16 protein-coding genes, 2 pseudogenes and 1 riboswitch are annotated in these 17,844 nt (G+C 23.2%); of the genes and pseudogenes, 8 read left to right on the forward strand and 10 right to left on the reverse strand.

All coding sequences use genetic code 4. From position 1 onward, the window contains the following. Window positions 1-122 precede the first annotated feature (122 nt). Complete coding sequence (locus ACXUB0_RS05405; RefSeq protein ID WP_458258012.1) at window positions 123-683, forward strand: hypothetical protein; 561 nt, start codon at window positions 123-125, stop codon at window positions 681-683. Between the two features lie 54 nt (window positions 684-737). After that, entirely contained in the window at window positions 738-977 is a 240-nt protein-coding gene (locus ACXUB0_RS05410; RefSeq protein WP_338957050.1) for a hypothetical protein, read from the forward strand. Between the two features lie 984 nt (window positions 978-1,961). On the opposite strand, the pseudogene ACXUB0_RS05415 reads toward ACXUB0_RS05410, so the two are convergent. After that, window positions 1,962-2,816, reverse strand: a pseudogene (locus ACXUB0_RS05415) (IS3 family transposase); the annotation flags it as partial. Then, window positions 2,738-3,016, reverse strand: coding sequence for a transposase (locus tag ACXUB0_RS05420; protein ID WP_353306568.1), 279 nt, complete (start codon window positions 3,014-3,016; stop codon window positions 2,738-2,740). The gene ACXUB0_RS05420 and the pseudogene ACXUB0_RS05415, both read right to left, overlap by 79 nt. Before the next feature lie 268 nt (window positions 3,017-3,284). Next, a riboswitch (TPP riboswitch) is annotated at window positions 3,285-3,372 on the forward strand. Between the two features lie 127 nt (window positions 3,373-3,499). On the opposite strand from ACXUB0_RS05420, the gene ACXUB0_RS05425 reads away from it, so the two are divergent. Together ACXUB0_RS05425 and ACXUB0_RS05430 are read left to right on the forward strand one after the other, a co-directional pair. Then, window positions 3,500-4,480: an energy-coupled thiamine transporter ThiT gene (locus ACXUB0_RS05425; protein ID WP_458258013.1), complete on the forward strand. Its 981-nt coding sequence runs from the start codon at window positions 3,500-3,502 to the stop codon at window positions 4,478-4,480. 72 nt (window positions 4,481-4,552) lie between these two features. Next, entirely contained in the window at window positions 4,553-4,801 is a 249-nt protein-coding gene (locus ACXUB0_RS05430; RefSeq protein ID WP_338957041.1) for a hypothetical protein, read from the forward strand. A gap of 25 nt (window positions 4,802-4,826) precedes the next feature. On the opposite strand, the gene ACXUB0_RS05435 is transcribed toward ACXUB0_RS05430, so the two are convergent. Genes ACXUB0_RS05435 through ACXUB0_RS05445 form a run of 3 tightly spaced genes read right to left on the reverse strand, consistent with a single transcriptional unit; the run spans window position 4,827 to window position 6,259 of the window. Beyond that, complete coding sequence (locus ACXUB0_RS05435; protein WP_458258014.1) at window positions 4,827-5,375, reverse strand: hypothetical protein; 549 nt, start codon at window positions 5,373-5,375, stop codon at window positions 4,827-4,829. Next, entirely contained in the window at window positions 5,341-6,054 is a 714-nt protein-coding gene (locus tag ACXUB0_RS05440; RefSeq protein WP_458258015.1) for an amino acid permease, read from the reverse strand. Before ACXUB0_RS05440 ends, ACXUB0_RS05435 begins: the two co-directional genes overlap by 35 nt. A 40-nt stretch (window positions 6,055-6,094) precedes the next feature. Beyond that, window positions 6,095-6,259, reverse strand: coding sequence for a hypothetical protein (locus tag ACXUB0_RS05445; RefSeq protein WP_458258016.1), 165 nt, complete (start codon window positions 6,257-6,259; stop codon window positions 6,095-6,097). A 364-nt stretch (window positions 6,260-6,623) separates the two neighbouring features. On the opposite strand from ACXUB0_RS05445, the gene leuS reads away from it, so the two are divergent. Both leuS and ACXUB0_RS05455 read left to right on the forward strand, forming a co-directional pair. Continuing rightward, the gene (gene leuS, locus ACXUB0_RS05450) at window positions 6,624-9,062 is read left to right on the forward strand and encodes a leucine--tRNA ligase (protein WP_458258017.1); all 2,439 of its coding nucleotides are present in this window, start codon (window positions 6,624-6,626) and stop codon (window positions 9,060-9,062) included. Between the two features lie 10 nt (window positions 9,063-9,072). Beyond that, the gene (locus ACXUB0_RS05455; protein ID WP_458258018.1) at window positions 9,073-9,786 is read left to right on the forward strand and encodes a sugar phosphate nucleotidyltransferase; all 714 of its coding nucleotides are present in this window, start codon (window positions 9,073-9,075) and stop codon (window positions 9,784-9,786) included. A gap of 1 nt (window position 9,787) precedes the next feature. Here the strand turns inward: ACXUB0_RS05455 and ACXUB0_RS05460 are convergent, their stop codons facing one another. The 3 genes from ACXUB0_RS05460 to ACXUB0_RS05470 form a co-directional block, all read right to left on the reverse strand. Further along, window positions 9,788-10,264, reverse strand: coding sequence for a hypothetical protein (locus ACXUB0_RS05460; RefSeq protein WP_458258019.1), 477 nt, complete (start codon window positions 10,262-10,264; stop codon window positions 9,788-9,790). A 597-nt stretch (window positions 10,265-10,861) separates the two neighbouring features. Further along, the gene (locus ACXUB0_RS05465; RefSeq protein WP_458258020.1) at window positions 10,862-11,182 is read right to left on the reverse strand and encodes a hypothetical protein; all 321 of its coding nucleotides are present in this window, start codon (window positions 11,180-11,182) and stop codon (window positions 10,862-10,864) included. A 250-nt stretch (window positions 11,183-11,432) separates the two neighbouring features. Continuing rightward, the gene (locus ACXUB0_RS05470; protein WP_458258021.1) at window positions 11,433-12,215 is read right to left on the reverse strand and encodes an Mbov_0401 family ICE element transposase-like protein; all 783 of its coding nucleotides are present in this window, start codon (window positions 12,213-12,215) and stop codon (window positions 11,433-11,435) included. Between the two features lie 433 nt (window positions 12,216-12,648). Between ACXUB0_RS05470 and ACXUB0_RS05475 the strand changes: the two genes are divergently transcribed. Together ACXUB0_RS05475 and ACXUB0_RS05480 are read left to right on the forward strand one after the other, a co-directional pair. Continuing rightward, entirely contained in the window at window positions 12,649-13,341 is a 693-nt protein-coding gene (locus ACXUB0_RS05475) for a lipoprotein (protein WP_458258022.1), read from the forward strand. 302 nt (window positions 13,342-13,643) lie between these two features. Further along, window positions 13,644-13,874 carry a hypothetical protein gene (locus tag ACXUB0_RS05480; RefSeq protein ID WP_458258023.1) on the forward strand — a complete coding sequence of 77 codons (231 nt, stop codon included), beginning with the start codon at window positions 13,644-13,646 and terminating at the stop codon, window positions 13,872-13,874. Window positions 13,875-14,185: 311 nt separating this feature from the next. Here ACXUB0_RS05480 and ACXUB0_RS05485 read toward each other — a convergent pair. Together ACXUB0_RS05485 and ACXUB0_RS05490 are read right to left on the reverse strand one after the other, a co-directional pair. After that, window positions 14,186-15,423 (reverse strand): annotated as a pseudogene (locus ACXUB0_RS05485) (IS256 family transposase). Window positions 15,424-15,470: 47 nt separating this feature from the next. Next, on the reverse strand, window positions 15,471-17,333 hold the full coding sequence (locus tag ACXUB0_RS05490; protein WP_458258024.1) for a hypothetical protein: 1,863 nt from the start codon (window positions 17,331-17,333) through the stop codon (window positions 15,471-15,473). Between the last annotated feature and the right edge of the window lie 511 nt (window positions 17,334-17,844).

Here is a 17,844-nt window from a genome sequence, read left to right on the forward strand (position 1 = left end):
ATCGTTCAATTATTATTTTTTCAGTTTTTGTTTCACCATTGATTTTTATTGGTGCATCAATTGGTGGAAATAATCAAATATTATCATCACCTGCTGGTAAAAACATTGGACGATTTATTTTGATGATTATTTGATTGACACAAACTGCTTCCTTTTCAATTCAAACCTTTTTAGCTATTTTATTAGATTTAAAACAAAGCGTAGTTTATCGACGCATTGGTTTAACAAGAATTAGCAAAACCAAGTTTATTATTATAACATCAATATTTAATTTAGCTTTAGTTTTAATTTCTGATATTATTATTTTTATTGGTGTTATGATTATTGGTTATGTTGTTCCTTTATCTGGAATGATTAGTTCCATTTTTAATTGACAATTATTAATTATTATTTTATTTACATTATTTTTTTCTATTACTATTACTAGTATTGCTTTGCTAATGTCAGTTATTATTAAAAGTCGTACTGGACAAGCAATTGTTAGTTTATTTACTAGTTTATTAATTGTTGCACCATTAATTATTTTAACTTACTTTTTAGCTAGTCTTATTGGTGAAGGATTAGTTTCAAGTATTGGTGTTGGTGCTGTTGTTGGTATTTTAGTAGGTATATTTATTGCTTTAAATCTTATTAGTTGTGGCATTTATTATTTAACTTGAAAACTATTTAAATGATTTGATTAATTTTTATAAAAGTATGTAATGAATTATAAAATAACAAAGGAGTGAAAATATACAATGCCTAAAAATATAAGAAATTATGTTATTGATGAACAACCAATTAATTATTTTGATAAAGTTAAAGCATGATTAGATAATCAAAATAAATTTGAAAATTTAGAACTATTGTCAGAAGTTGCATCTCAACAAAACTATTTAAAACAAAGTGATAAGTTAAATACTAAAGTAATAAATCAATTAGAAAATAAATATTTGGCAAATGTTTCAAATTTAAATCAAAAATTGAAAATGTTTTAATATAATAACTTACTTATTTTTATTAATTTATAATCTAATTATTTTTTATAAATAATTAGATTTTTTATATATTAACAATATTTTGAAACAATAGGTTTATTAAAAATACTCCTTTAAAAATAAATTTAAAGGAGTAGGAATATTTAAAAAAATAAATTATGAGTATAATCGAAAACCGTTTCCTAAAATTGTTTTAATTTGTCCTCCACTTTCAGATCCTCATGTTTCACCATAATGAGCAATGATGATTTGAAAAAATCATTTTCCATTTTCTTCATAAAAAATTAACCCTAATTTAATAGTTATTAATAAACTGGCAAGTAGGAAATTTTCTTTATTATTACATATGATAATATTAGAACCTGTTTAGGATCTTTTTTAACTTATTTTTGATTAAATTAATATCATAAATGTTATTTTATAGTTGAAAAATAAATTTTTAATCGATAAGTTGTCAAATGATAAAATCTTTTTAACAAAAAAATGACAAAGAAAATAAAATGTTAATTAACTGTCAGGTTAGAAATAATTATTCCCTTTTTTAGTTTAATTATGTTTAAAAGATTCCAAACAGGTTCTTACAAAAATTTGCTGGGTTAATAGGTCCATTTTTTGTTACTTTTGCATTTATTAAATATTTTTGAAAATTTAGATTTTTAACAACTTGATTAATGGAATGGCAAAACTTTTTAGGACTATTTTTTGGTAGACATTTGTTGTTGATATTTGATAGGAGTTAAGTAGTTTAAAGTGTTGTGGATTCTTAGAACCTGTTTAGGATCTTTTTTAACTTATTTTTGATTAAATTAATATCATAAATGTTATTTTATAGTTGAAAAATAAATTTTTAATCGATAAGTTGTCAAATGATAAAATCTTTTTAACAAAAAAATGACAAAGAAAATAAAATGTTAATTAACTGTCAGGTTAGAAATAATTATTCCCTTTTTTAGTTTAATTATGTTTAAAAGATTCCAAACAGGTTCTTATGTTGTTGTATCAATTGATATAATCAAATAATTCTAATTTTAATTGGATTAATGATGTAAAATTTTTATCATTAATAAATTCAGTTTTGAAAGTTTTAAAAGTTGCTTCAGCAACAGCATTATCATAAGGACAACCTTTTTTGCTTAAAGATCGAGTAATATTGAATGCTAATAAAAGATTATTAATAATTTTATTGTTAAATTCATTACCTCGATCACTATGAAATATTTGGATATCTTTTAAACAACGATTTGATTGCATAAATGCTTGATATACTAGTAATGCATCTTTTTTAACTCCAACACTATGTCCAATAATTTCGCGGTTAAATAGGTCTATTAATAGGCAAATATAGTTTCATTTACCATTAACTTGAACGTAAGTTAAATCACTAACAATAACTTCATTTTTAACCCTATTATTAAAGTTTCTATTAACAAGATTGGTTATTTGACTATTATTGACTTTATTATGATGATTTTTGAATGATAATTTAGTGTATTTTGATATTAAATTATGCTTATTCATAATTTCTTTAATTTTTCTGCGTGATAAATAAATTTCTTGGTTTTCTAAAATTTTTTTTAATCTTCTAGTACCATAAACTTCTTTATTTTCTTTAAAAGCACTAATAACAGATTCATCATACATATTATTTTTGATTTTATTTTCTTTTTTCTTTAAGTTAAAATAATATGTTGATTTAGATATTTTCAAAAAACGACACATTGTGCGAATTTTATATTTAACTTTATTTTTAGCAATAATTTCTACTTTCTGCCTATTATTAGTGCTGCTTGCTTTAAAATATCATTTTCCATTCTTAATTGTTTTAATTCTTTTCTTAATTTAATTAATTCATTTTCTTCAACAGAACGATTATCTTTAGTTTTAAAACTACCTGAATTAGTAAATTGCTTAATTCAATTATAAGTAGCTGCTCTTGTAACATTGTACTCTTTAGCAAGACAAGACACTGACTTACCGCTTTGATATAAAGCTACTATTTGTTTTTTAAATTCATCTGAATATGAGTTAATATTGGCCATAATTATACTTCCTTTCTTTTCACTAATTTGTTCACTTGTCTACGTAATTAGTGTCCAATAAAGTGTAACCCATCCACTCCTTTTTATTTTTTCCCAATAACTTCTTATTTTTAAGAAGTGAATATATTTTATTTTTTTCAAATAAATTTCAAATAAAAATAGAGCAAATTTTAATTTAAACTAAAAATCATAAAAAAAATATATTTTATATTTAAAAAAATATTTTGAATGTTATAATAGTAGTAAATATGGATTAATTTGCATATATTATATAAAGCAGGGGTGGCATTGCCTGAGAAATACCCTATAACCTGATCTAGTTAGTACTAGCGGAGGGAGACTTTATTTTTTATATTTTAAAAAATGATAACTCCTTTTTTGTTATGTAAGATAAATTAAAGAAGTTATCATTTTATTATGTTTAAAGAACAACTATTAACAACGATCAATTATAATAAAGTTAAAAGCAAACTGGAGGTAGGAATGTTAATTAAAGCATCAGCCATTTTTAGTTTAATTACTCTTCTAACATTAACAGTTATTATTAGTATTTTACCTGCTAGTAGTATTAATCACTTTTTTAAAGTTACTACTATTACTGGTTGACAATTTTATAGCAGTAAAATTTATTTAATATTAATTCTTTGTTTATTATTAATTTCATCAATTTTATTATCTGTTATTACATGAACAGTTAAAATAGAAGATATTCATAAAAATATTGTTATTGTTACATTACTATCAATTTTTAGTATCAATCCCATTGCATTAATTTTTAATTTAATTAAACATTATCAATGACAAAAAGAAGAAACTTTTTCCATTTTAAAAACAAGATGATGAACTAATTTTAAATTTGCATTTGGTATTAAACGATGATTAGTTATTGATTATACAATTATTGGTTTATTTACTGGTGTAACTATTGCTTGTGCTTTTATTGAACAAAATTTATTACCAAAAATGCCATACGGCGGCGGTATTGCTATTAAATATATACCTTTAATGGTTATTAGTTATATTATTGGCTTTGCAGGTGGATGATTAACGGGTATGATTAGTGCTTTAATGTCATTATTATTTATTAGTGGTGGTTATGTTATTAGTGCTTGAAGTTATTTATTAGATTATTTTTTGCCAATGACAACACCCGCTATTATTTCATTATTACGTTTTAATTTAAAAGCTGATAAATCAATTTTTACTTATATTAATTATTTTTTACATTGTTTTTTAGTTTGTTTAATTATTTATTTTTGACAAACAATAACAGGATATTTTATTTGATCACAAATTACTAATGCTGATGGAAGTAAAAATATTTGATCAGGATTTAATCCTCTTTTTTACTCATTAGTTTACAATTTTATTCATATTTTTTTGTTTACTTATCCAATTATGCAATTAACAATACCTTTTATTTATCGTGGTTTAGTTAGTCACTATGTAGAAAGATATCGTTAGAATAGTAATTCCAATTACTATTTCTTTTTTTAAATAGCGTTATAATATTAATTGATAGAAAGGGTGATTATAATGAAAAATGATGAAATAATCAAAGAAGATATTATTATTATGGATGGTAATATTAAATTAATGAATAAAGCATTAAATGAGAAAAAGGTTGTATTAGCAGCAATTGAATTAGGAAAACATGCTCAACATACAATTGATATTGGTTGATCTGAACATTTTCAAGCATATGCTAAATTAAAAAGTACAACTACTACTGGTACTTGTTTTTGTAAAAAACCAGCAACTCATTTAGTTTATTTTTGACGATAATAAGATAATATAATTTTTAAATAATTTAATTAACTACTAGATGAGAATTAAAAATAAATTCTTTATCTAATTGATTTTGATATTCTGGATTTGTTATTAATCTTTGTTTTAGTTTTGGTTTATAATAAGTAAAATAAATAATAGTAGCAATTATAATAAATACTCAAAACATTAAAAACTTAATTGTAATTGCAATTAATATGATTCCTCTGTTGCTTACTAAATCATGAATCATATTATAATTAAAAATAATGAATTGACTAATTAAAAATAATAAACAGATAATAAACATAATTCATTCGATAACTTTTATTTTTATTTTTTTATAATAACCCATAACACAAGTTGCTGTTATAACAAAAAGATAAACAAAGATTGTTATATTAGTTGTAAATCCCAACATTTGGTTGTAATTAAAACTAATTCCAATTAAATCCGGAATTATTAGCATAATAATACAAATTATAATTGTAATTATAAAATTAATAGTATTACCATACATTGCAATATTTTCTTTATTTAATTTGGCTATTTTTTCACTAATGTATCCTTCTTTCGCTAATGGTTGTAGCATAGCTCCAGAATAGCGCTACTTGTATTACACCATTCAATTTAATTGATAAAGTACAAATAACTAGTAAAATGATACCTGTTGTACCAGCAATCCCAGCAATAACATTATTTGGATTATAATTATTATCACCATTTGCTCATCCGTTATTACCATTAGGTCCTTGTGAACTGATGGCACCAATAATTAAAATTGTAATAATTAAATAAAAAAAAGTTGTCAAAAATAAGACAATAATTGTTCCCCTACCTAAATTTTTATTAGGATTTTTAACATTTTTTCCAATAACAGTAAAGGTCTCAAAACCAAGGAAAAAGTAGAAAAAAATGCTAAAAGCATTATTAAAAATATTAATTGTAAAATGAAGATGTTTAGTACCAACAAATGCTTGTTGATAAACTATAGTTCCATTTTTGATTACCAGAATAATGGCACAAATAATCAAAAAACAAGTTGACAGTCATTTAATGATTCCTGAAATATTAACAAATCAACGAAAACCTCTTAATCCAAAATAGATACAAATTGTAACCAAACAATAAACTATAATTCCTAAACTATCAATAAATAAATTAGATCATCTATCAGGTAATCATGAAAAAAATGATAATTGGTTTAAGTTAATTCTAAACATTGAAATAATACCACCAATAACAGTAGATGGTAAAATGATATATTGCATAAAGCCGATTATTCATCCTCAAAAACGACCAAAAGTTGCCCTAACATAAATATATGCTCCAACCATTATTACCAGCATAAACTTTACTACATTTTAAAAAAGCACATGCACTAATACTAGCCATTATAGCACCTAAAATCATAATTCAGATTAGATGTAATCCAACTCCGCCATTATTTCAATAATATATTCCTATAAAAGACATAGGAAAAGCTATTGTGCAAGTATAATTAAATCCAAAGTCACACCAGTTCTCCTAAGCCTATTTTTTGCTGCTTTGTTTTTTGTTTTAAAGACTTATTTAAAACTTTTTGTGTGTTCATAGAATCCTCCTTTGAATTTATTTAATATTAACGATAATTATATATTATATTTTATTTGAAATACAATAAAAACTATTTCATTTTTGTAGAAAATAAATATTAGTAAATAGTTTAATAACATTGATTGATAATTAACAAAATATTTAAAATATAATTTAATCAATAAGTAAACATTGCAACTTGTTAAATGATTATGATATTATGGTTTTATGATTACTTTACCTAAACATATTAAAGGAGAAAAACATGAGTTATAATCACCAACAAATAGAAAAAAAATGACAGCAGTATTGATTAAAAAATGAAACTTTTAAAACAAATATTGATGATAATAAAAAACCAAAATCATATATTCTTGATATGTTCCCTTATCCTTCAGGATCAGGTTTACATGTTGGCCATCCTAAAGGTTATTGTGCTACTGATGTTATTTCACGAGTTAAAATAATGAATGGTTTTAATGTTTTGCATCCAATTGGTTGAGATGCTTTTGGTTTACCAGCTGAACAATATGCCTTAAATACAGGTAATACTCCAGAGACATTTACTAAACAAAACATTAATAATTTTCGTAAACAATTACAAAGTATTGGTCTAAGTTTTGATTATAATAAAGAAGTTAATACTACAGATCCTCAATATTATAAGTGAACACAATGAATTTTCATTAAACTTTATGAACAAGGGTTAGCTGAAATTAAAGATGTTGAAGTTAATTTTTGTGAACAGTTAGGAACTGTTTTAGCTAATGAAGAAATAATTAACATTAATGGTCATATGGTTTCTGAACGTGGTAATTTCCCAGTTATTAAAAAACCAATGCGTCAGTGGATTTTAAAAATTACTAAGTATGCTGAAAAATTATTAAAAGGATTAGATGATTTAGACTGACCAAATAGTGTTAAGGAATTACAACGTAATTGAATTGGTAAAAGTCTTGGAACACTAGTTGATTTTATAGTTGAAAATAATAAATGTAAGGTTTCTATTTTTACTTCAAGGGTTGATACTATTTTTGGTGTTTCATTTTTAGTACTTGCCCCTGAACATCCATTAATTCATGATTTAACAACTAGTGAATATTCGCAAGCAGTTACTCAATACTGTTTAGCTGCTAAAACTAAAACAGATTTAATGCGTCAAGGAGATGATACTTTAAAATCTGGTGTTTTTACTGGAAGTTATGCTATTCATCCTTTTACTAAAAGTAAATTACCAATTTGAGTTGGTGATTATGTTTTAAATCATTATGGGACAGGAGCAATTATGGGTGTTCCTGCACATGATAGTCGTGATTTTATTTTTGCTAAAAATAAAAAGTTACCAATCAATTTTATTATGAAAACTAATAATAAAAATGAACCATTTTTGGGTACTAGTGAATATATTAACTCTGATTTTATTAATGGTAAGGATTTAGAAACAGCTACTAATTTAATTGTTAAAAAATTACTAACTTTAAAACAAGGAAAAGTACATACTGCATATAAGTTACGAGATTGACTTTTTTCTCGTCAACGTTATTGAGGTGAACCTTTTCCGATAATTTATTGAGAAGATGGTACAATATCAACAGTAGATGAACAACAATTACCAGTATTATTACCAAAAATGACTAATATTAAGCCATCTAATTCGGGGAATGCACCTTTAACTAATGCACCAAATTCCTGATTACATGTAACTAGAAAAGATGGTGTAAAAGGAAAAAGAGAAATTAATACAATGCCACAATGAGCAGGTAGTTGTTGATATTATTTAGCATATATTTTAAAAAATGATGATGGTACTTATTGTGATTTTAATAGTGCTATTGCGCAAAAACGTTTTAACTATTGATTACCGGTTGATTTATATATTGGTGGTCAAGAACATGCTGTTTTACATTTATTGTATGCTCGTTTCTGACATTTAGTGCTATATGATTTAAAGTTAGTTAATGTTAAAGAGCCATTTTTAAAATTGGTAAATCAGGGTATGATTCTTGGTGAAAATAATGAAAAAATGTCTAAATCACGCGGTAATGTTGTTAATCCAGATGATATTATTAATGAATATGGTGCTGATACTTTGCGAATATATGAAATGTTTATGGGGCCATTAACAGCATCTTTACCGTGATTAAATAGTGGTTTGGTTGGTTGTTATAAGTTTTTAATGCGTATTTATCGTCTTGTTAATAAAGATGAGTATAAAATAAAAATTACTACTAAGAATGATAAATCATTAGATACAATTTATCATCAAACTGTAAAAAAAGTAACTAATGATATTAATGATTTAAATTTTAATACTGCTATTGCACAACTTATGATTTTTATCAATGCTTGTTATAAAGCACCAACTATTTATCAACAATATTTAGTTAATTTTTTAAAATTATTAAATCCATTTGCTCCACATATTGCTGAAGAATTATGATTTCAATTTGGTAATAAAGAAAGTATTAATAAAAGTCAGTTTCCAAGTTATGATGAAAAATTTTTGATTACTAGTGAAGTTACTATTGCTATTCAGATTAATGGTAAAACGAAAATAACTTTAGTAGTAAAAGAAAATTTAAATAATCAAGAACTTTTAAAAGTAGTTAATAATGAAGAAAAAGTAAAACATTGATTGCAAGATAAAACAATTATTAAGACAATTTGTATACCAAATAAGATTGTTAATTTTGTTGTTAAGTAAAGGAGGAATAATGAAAGTTGCTATTATTTTTGCAGCAGGAATTGGCAGTAGATTGCAACCTATCTTAAATAATGTTCATAAATCGTTAATTAAATTTAAAGGTTTAACTTTAATTGAACATATAATTAATCATTTAATTGAAATACATGATTTAAAAAAAATTATTGTCATTACTGGTCATTTAAAAGATGAATTTAATTTTCTTACTCATAAATATTCAAAATTAATCTTAATAAATAATCAACATTTCCTTGATTATAATAGTGGTTATGCTTTGACATTAGTATCATCATATTTTAATGGTCAAGATGATATTTTTATTATTTCTGGTGATATGATTAGTACAAAAAATATTTTTTTAAATAATTTTTCAACTAATATGATGGCCGCTATTAAGTGTGATCATGATAATATCAAAGAAGATTGAAGTTATAAATTAAACAAGAATGGTAATATTATTGATATTATTAAAAGTAAAAAAAAGGATAGTTTCTTGGCGGGAGAATGAAGTTATATTACTAAAAAATGAGCAAAAGTTCTTGGTGAAGATTTAATAAATCCACACCAAGAAATTGTATTGCAAACAACAATGGTTGGTAAATATTTAATTAGTAATAGTATTAAACATAATTTTGAATTAAAACCTTATGTTTTATCATTTGATTGTCATTGGGATGTTGATAATATTATTGATTTAGAACGAACTAATAAATATTTTAAATAATTTAAGTAGTTAATTTTTTTCCAGAAGTTGTTGTTGAAACTACTGGAATTTCTTCACGATTACAACTATGTGCAACATTTTGGAATGGATTAGTAGTATTACCATTTAATTTTAGTGCTTCTGCTGTTGTTTCTGCTACTGATTCATTTTCTGGATCTAGTGCATCTACTTCTTTAAAACTAACTTGTCCATTACTATTTGTAGAAACATTATTTTTTTGATTAACATTATCTTTATTTTTAATAATATTAACTGATTGATTTAGTTTAGGTTTTTTAGTTCGATTATTAAATAGTGAAACTAAAAGTTTTTTTAATCATATGTATGGAAGAAAAGAAATATAAGCGACATCTTTTGCAAATTTTACAATTCAATTTCTACCACCACCAGAAGAAGTTGCTTTTTCTTTTTTATTTTTTTCACCTTGTAATTTATCAAAAATTTCTTTACTTGGTTGTTGCTGTTGTTGTGCTGACATAATTTTCACATCCTTTTTTATTTAAAAATAATTAGGTTCCACTTATCTAATAAAAAAGAATAAGTCGAACCTAATGGTCTTTAATAATTTAGTTTATTATGATGTTAGTATAACATATTTTCAATTTTTAAGCACAATAATTAAAAAAATAACATCCTTAATTTTGAGTTAATAAATCATAATTTTATTTAAAAATATTTATTTTATCTTTTAATTTTTATGAAAAATTTTATACTGTATTTTGGATATTTTTAAATATGGGAGATTGTCAAAAATCCGGAATAAATTAAATCTATATAGTCTTATTATATTTTAGACAAGAAATAATTTGGATTTTTATGAAATTGTAACTTTATATTACTATTTTTTAAAAGATAATACAACTAAAATACTTATTTTTAAAAATTACTAAAAAAATAAAAAATAAATGTATTGTTAATATATAACAAAAATGCTTATTAAAATAAACTTTAATAAGTTTTTAAATATGTTATAATATTTTAAAGTCCTTTAAGATAAACCGTATACCGTTATGATTACTAAGCGTATGTAAAGTACGTGGTCTCTTAGGCAAATCCCTATTTAGGGATTTTTATTTTATAATAACTGTACTGTTGTATTTATTTTATTACATTTAAAAATAACCATTTTAATGTAAATACTAATATTATATGTTCTATTACCAAGCATTTCTTTTAAAACGTGTCAAATATTAGTTTCAGTAAAACAACCTATATTTCACTTTGCACCTTGATTTTCAATACCTTGTTTATTATTTTTAAAATACTTTTTCTTTAATTTTTTATGATTATCTAATTGGTTATATAAATAATCAATTAATTGTTGATATTGACCATTATTAATTAAATTTTTACAATGCTTATATTCTTCTAAATATTTTTCTTTATTTCCAGCCATTACTCCAAGATATAATGTTCTAATTAAATGAAATTTATCTAAGAACCTGTTTGGAATCTTTTAAACATAATTAAACTAAAAAAGGGAATAATTATTTCTAACCTGACAGTTAATTAACATTTTATTTTCTTTGTCATTTTTTTGTTAAAAAGATTTTATCATTTGACAACTTATCGATTAAAAATTTATTTTTCAACTATAAAATAACATTTATGATATTAATTTAATCAAAAATAAGTTAAAAAAGATCCTAAACAGGTTCTAAAACAAATTCTACACCTAAATAATTAGCAAGTTCTTTTATTCATCCTGCACTATCACCACAAATAATAATTTTTGCTTGTTCAATATTTTCATAAAATTTTTGACAATGTTCTTTAACAAATTCAGCAGTTTTTTTAACTCCAATTGGTGTTCTTGTTTTTCTTATAATTGCTTTTACTCTTTTGTTTTGTACTTTGTGATTAATATTATCTGTATATGTTACTATTAATCGCATAGAATGTTTTGTACCTTTACGTTTAAAGTTTCAAAATTTTCGATGTCCATCATCAATTGCTACAAAAATAGGTTGATTTTTTTCTAATTTTACTTTTATTGGGTTTGCTTCAAATATTTCTAAATTTTTAAAAACTCTATGAACACTACTAACACTAATACCTGCTTTTTTACAAATAGTACAAATATCACGATATCTTTTTCCATCCGCAAAATTTTCAATAATAGTATCTTCGATATCTTCACCAATTCTTTTATATTTTGGAAGTTCCATTTTTTCATCAACTAAACAAACACGAACTCATTTTTGTAATTCTTCATCAAAATATTCATAAATTCTTCTTTTATAAGTTACTAATCCATACATTGTTTTTCTTGTTCGATATTGATAATCAACAATTTTATATTTCTTTTTATCTCTTGTATTTTTTATTCTTCAATCTCACTTTTCTCATTTCTTTGTTATATGTTCTAAAATTAATTTATCAATTTTAGGATATTGTTCTTTATAAGTTCATAAGTAATTAAAACTCATATTTTTCTCCTAACTATTTTTTAAATTTCTAAATTTATTGTAAATATTTTTAAAATATTAATTTACTGGTTTATTATAAACATATATAAGTGTAACTTTAAATAAAATAAAAAAATATTTAGAACCTGTTTAGGATCTTTTTAACTTATTTTTGATTAAATTAATATCATAAATGTTATTTTATAGTTGAAAAATAAATTTTTAATCGATAAGTTGTCAAATGATAAAATCTTTTTAACAAAAAAATGACAAAGAAAATAAAATGTTAATTAACTGTCAGGTTAGAAATAATTATTCCCTTTTTTAGTTTAATTATGTTTAAAAGATTCCAAACAGGTTCTTAAACATTTTCTATATAAATAGCATAAATATAATTTTTCTATTTAAATTAATTATAATATTTAATGGAAAAAGTTATAAGGAGGTAAAAGATATGAAGAAATTACTAAGTATGATAGGAGCAATGATTTTAATGGGAACAGCAAGTGCAAATGTGGTTGCATGTGGTGGAGGAGAAAATCCAACACCAGAGCCAAGTCCAACTCCAAAACAAAAGATTGATTTAAATACTAAGATTAAAAATTTAAGTGTTGATATTCTTTTTGATGCAAATAAAACAAATCAAGAACTTGATTCAAAAATTTTAAGTGATTTTTATTTATGAGTATTAAAACCAAGATTAGTAAATCCAACTATTAAATATTTTAGTGATGCACAAGGAAAAACTAATGTAAGTAATCAAAAACAAAAAGCAGGTGATTTATATGTAGTTATTACTGCTGATAATGATGATACCAATTATCAAGGTTCGACAAATCTAATTAAAATATCTTTAAAACAATATAAATTAAGTGATATTACCCAATTAATTGGTTTAAATTTGACTGCTAATTCACTTAAAAAATTTAAAGATTTTGATTCGATAATTTTAAATAATGATGTATTTAAAGATAAACCTATTTCATATAGTTTTACAACAGTTACATATTATGAATATGACCCACAATCAAAAATTAATTCTGATAATGCTCAACGAAAAGGAAACTTTTGAGTAGTTATTAAAACAGATTTTTCAGAACCTAATTGATATGGTGAAACACAAAAAATTAAAATTACTATAAATTAAGTTATTTAATAACTTAATTTATGAAATATTTAATTTGATTAAAAAAGATAAAAATAAATTAATTGAAATAAAAGATTATATCCATATAAAAACGTAATTAGGGGTAAAAATAATGCTAGTGTGAAAAAAAGTATCTTCACATTTGCTATATAATAAACAAATTGAATATCATTAATTTATTGGTCTCACAAAATAAACGCCTTTAATTTAGGCGTTATTTTGCATTTAAAAGCATACTTGTAAAAATAATGAAAAATAGTACAATTTATAAGTAAAATCAAGGAAAAAAGGAGTAATTTAAAATGAAAACATGAATAAAAACAAATTTAAATAAAATAACATTAGCATTAGCACTAACTGGTGCTATAAGTGGAGTAACTGGTTTAACAATTGGTTCATTAGCACATCATAAAACTAATGATTTACAATATTATTTAGGACATCAGTATAATGTTTACTGGGGGGTCTGGAACAACTATATGGTCGCACAAAACAAATGATGAACACAAAATAGAGTTATATTTTGGAATTAAACCAGATGAAAGTTATGATATAAGATGAGATGGTGTTTATCCTAATGGATATTTTGATAATTAAATTTCTAAATTAATATAAGAAATATTTTCGTTATATTTATCGAATAAACTAATATTAGTTAGATTTATTTCTTGTTTATCAGTTATTAAAATTAAATCATAATTACCAGCACCAAATATACCACTAATTTCTACCCGATTTAAATTATTAATCGGGTTTTCAATTCGTAATTCAAATTCACTGTTATTATCAATTTGTAAAATTTCGAGGCTTTTTAGAAATCTGTGTATCTTTGTTTTACAAAGTACTAGTTAAGATTAATTCTATCTTCAAATTTTATCATAAAATGAGCAATTGCTGTATTTCAATTTTGAATGGGCATTGTTCATTTTTTTGTTATATTTTCAATTGCTAAATAAAATATTTTCAATTCTTCCATATCATTAGGAAAAACTTTTTTATTTCTGATAACTTTTCGTAATTGACTATTAACAGATTCAATAGCATTTGTGGTATAAATTACTCTTTTAATTTCTGTTGGATAACTAATAAAAACTATCAAATTTTCTCAATTTTTATATCAAGATTTAGCAATTTGAGGATATTGTTTATTTCACTTATTTTCAAATGTTTCTAAAGCCTGCATTGCTTGTTCTTCACTACATGCAGTATAAATTGGTTTTAAATCTGCAACTAGAGATTTTCTATGCTTATATGAGACATATTTCAAACTATTTCTAATTTGATGAACGATGCATAATTGATGTTCTGTTTTAGGATAAACTGATTGTATTGCTTCTGACATTCCTGTTAAATTATCACTACAAGCAATAAGAATATCATTTAAGCCTCGATTTTTCATTTCTGTGAAATTGGCTAATCAAAATTTAGAACCTTCATTTTCACTAATTCATAAGCCTAAAACATCTTTTTTACCTTCTAAATCAACTCCTAAAGCTATATACACAGATTTGTTAATAATGCGTTTATCTTGTCGTATTTTACTACTATGCAATCAAAATAAACAATCGGATAAATACTATCTAATGGTCGATTTTGCCATGCTTTTACATCATCAATAACATCATCAGTAATTTGACTAATAACACTTTCACTAATATCAGCACCATGATATAACTCTTGTAATTGCATTCTAATATCTGATAATGTCATACCTTTTGCATATAAAGAAAGAACTTGTTGATCAAAACCATCAAATCTTCTTTGTCTTTTTGCAATTATTACAGGATTAAAATTACTATTGCGATCTCGTGGTACATCAATCTCAATTTTACCTTGTTGAGTTATTAATTTTTTTGAACTTATACCATTACGAGCATTGTCACTATTACTATGTTGATTCTTATCATATCCTAAATAATTTTGCATCTCAGAATTCAACATTTTTTCTACTAATCTTTTTGTTAATTCTTTATACAAACCTCCCTCTTTAAAAACTGTTGTTAAATCTTCAGTATTTTCTAATAATAAATCTACTGCTTTTGATATTGGATCATTATTATTAATATTTTGCTTTTTAGCCATCTGTAATTCACTCTTTCTAGGTTTATTATAGAATTAATTAAACATAGTTATTTTTGTAAGTTACACAGATTACTAAACATTACCAAAATTTCTTTATAAAATTCTAATTTAGAAAATAATTGAGATTTATTTGAACCATATAAATTTAAAGCATTTTCAATTTTATTATTATTAATGATTGCTTTTGTAAAATATTTTCCATATTCGCCATTTGCTAATGTTCAATCTGCTGGGATTAACGAAGGTATATTATTAGTTTCTAATTCATTTGTTATAGATAATCAGTTAAATTGATTATCATCAAGTTTAAACAATTCATTTTGACTAATATCATTATTTTTTAATTTAATATTATTTAAATCAGTAAAATCAAAATATTTTGATTTTAATATGACTTTTGCATCTTTAAATTTTCAAATATCATCCTTAGTAGGATGTATTGGACTTGATTTTAATTCAAAATAATAAGGTAATAATATTTTATTATCATCATTTAAACCTTTATTAATTGATAATATTGAATAAATATATTCTGATAACATTATAAATATTTGTTTAAATATTTTTACTTGTTTTAAATTAATATAATTAGGATAATCTAATTTTCACTGTTTAAATAAATTGGTAATAACATCTTCTGGTTTTTGTCCTTCAAATTTTGCACGTAATTTTGCAATTTCATTTTTTGGTTTACCATTATCATTATATGTATCACCTTCAAAATTTCTATTATAGTTATATGTATAACTTAACATATCTAATAAAAGTTGCTGTAAACTATCATTAGTTGGTGCATCTTTAATTTCAATTTCAATATCATCAAATTTATCATTTGTAGCAACATAACTATAAAATTGACTTTCACCTACAAAATCTCAAACTTCTTTATCTTTTAATTCTTTTTGACTTTTTAGTGGTCATTTACCACCTAAAACATTACTAAATTCATACCCTAATCAAGCATGTGTAACTCTTGCATTTTTAATGACTTCTTTTCTTGTTACAGAACCACTACTAATTTTAATTAAATCTAAAACTGATTTTTCTTGGCTAATAAATTGTTTTGCTAAATTTCAAGGTAATATTTGTTCACTAAATCATTGTTGTAATATTCTAACTTTTGGTTGAGTTTCAATAGGCATTGATAATAGCGGAAATGCTATCTTATCTTTAACAAATAACTTTGGGTATACTTCCATATTGTCAACTTCACCAAGTACCTTTATATTGCCGAAAATCATGCTTCTAGGGGCTTTAATTTTTAAACCAATTACTTTTGTATCTTTATCTAATGGTTTTTGTAATTTAATAATAATTGGATAACCATCTCTTGTTTTAAAATCTTTAATTTTAATAATAGTAATACTTTTAGTACTTCTAGTTTTTGGATTTTGATAAGGTTGAGAATAATTATTAATGATATATAAATTATCAATATTATTTTCAGTTAATGGTTCATTAATAGATACAGCATATAACTTAAATTGATTTAATAAATTTATTTCTTGAAAAATTAAATTTTTAATATCAGTCATACTATATTCAATAGTATTATCATTAATATTTGTACTTGCTCTTTGATTTAATTGCATAGTAAAATCTGATGTTTCAACAGCAGTAGTTTTTAATACTTTATCAATATCAATAAAACCAATTTTAATAGTATTTGCTGAAAATTTTAAACTATTATTTTCATTATTTTTAAATAAACGTTCAATTTCATAAATATAAATTGTTCTTTTTTTAAATTCATCGTATGCTCTATTAATATCGGGGTCACTAGTAGCGCGCATCATATTAGTAAAGTCATAAGGAATATTATCAATTAAATAATCATTTTCCACTTCTGCTTGATTAAGTTTAGTTTGTTTCTGTGGAAACTTCGTTTGTGGTTTGTTGTTGTTTTCCATTGTTCTCTCCTATTAATTGGTTATTTTCGGGATTAAATAATTGTATTTTAACTGTTAAATTATTAATTTTTTGTTCATCATTAATATTAAATGTTTTACTATTTAATAAGTCTTTATCTAAACGTACTAGTATTTGAATAAATTTAAGAATATCAATATTAAATTGTCATAATTTTTGTTCAATATAATTAATAGTTGAAATATTTACTGCTGTACTTTCGGGAACTGATTGTTGTGCAGATTTCTTTTGACTTGGTATATGAATACCACAACGTTTAAATATTTCATTAACATTTCAATCGTATATATCAGTTAGAACCTGTTTAGGATCTTTTTTAACTTATTTTTGATTAAATTAATATCATAAATGTTATTTTATAGTTGAAAAATAAATTTTTAATCGATAAGTTGTCAAATGATAAAATCTTTTTAACAAAAAAATGACAAAGAAAATAAAATGTTAATTAACTGTCAGGTTAGAAATAATTATTCCCTTTTTTAGTTTAATTAT

The sequence above is a fragment of the Spiroplasma endosymbiont of Dactylopius coccus genome (genome assembly GCF_977110965.1).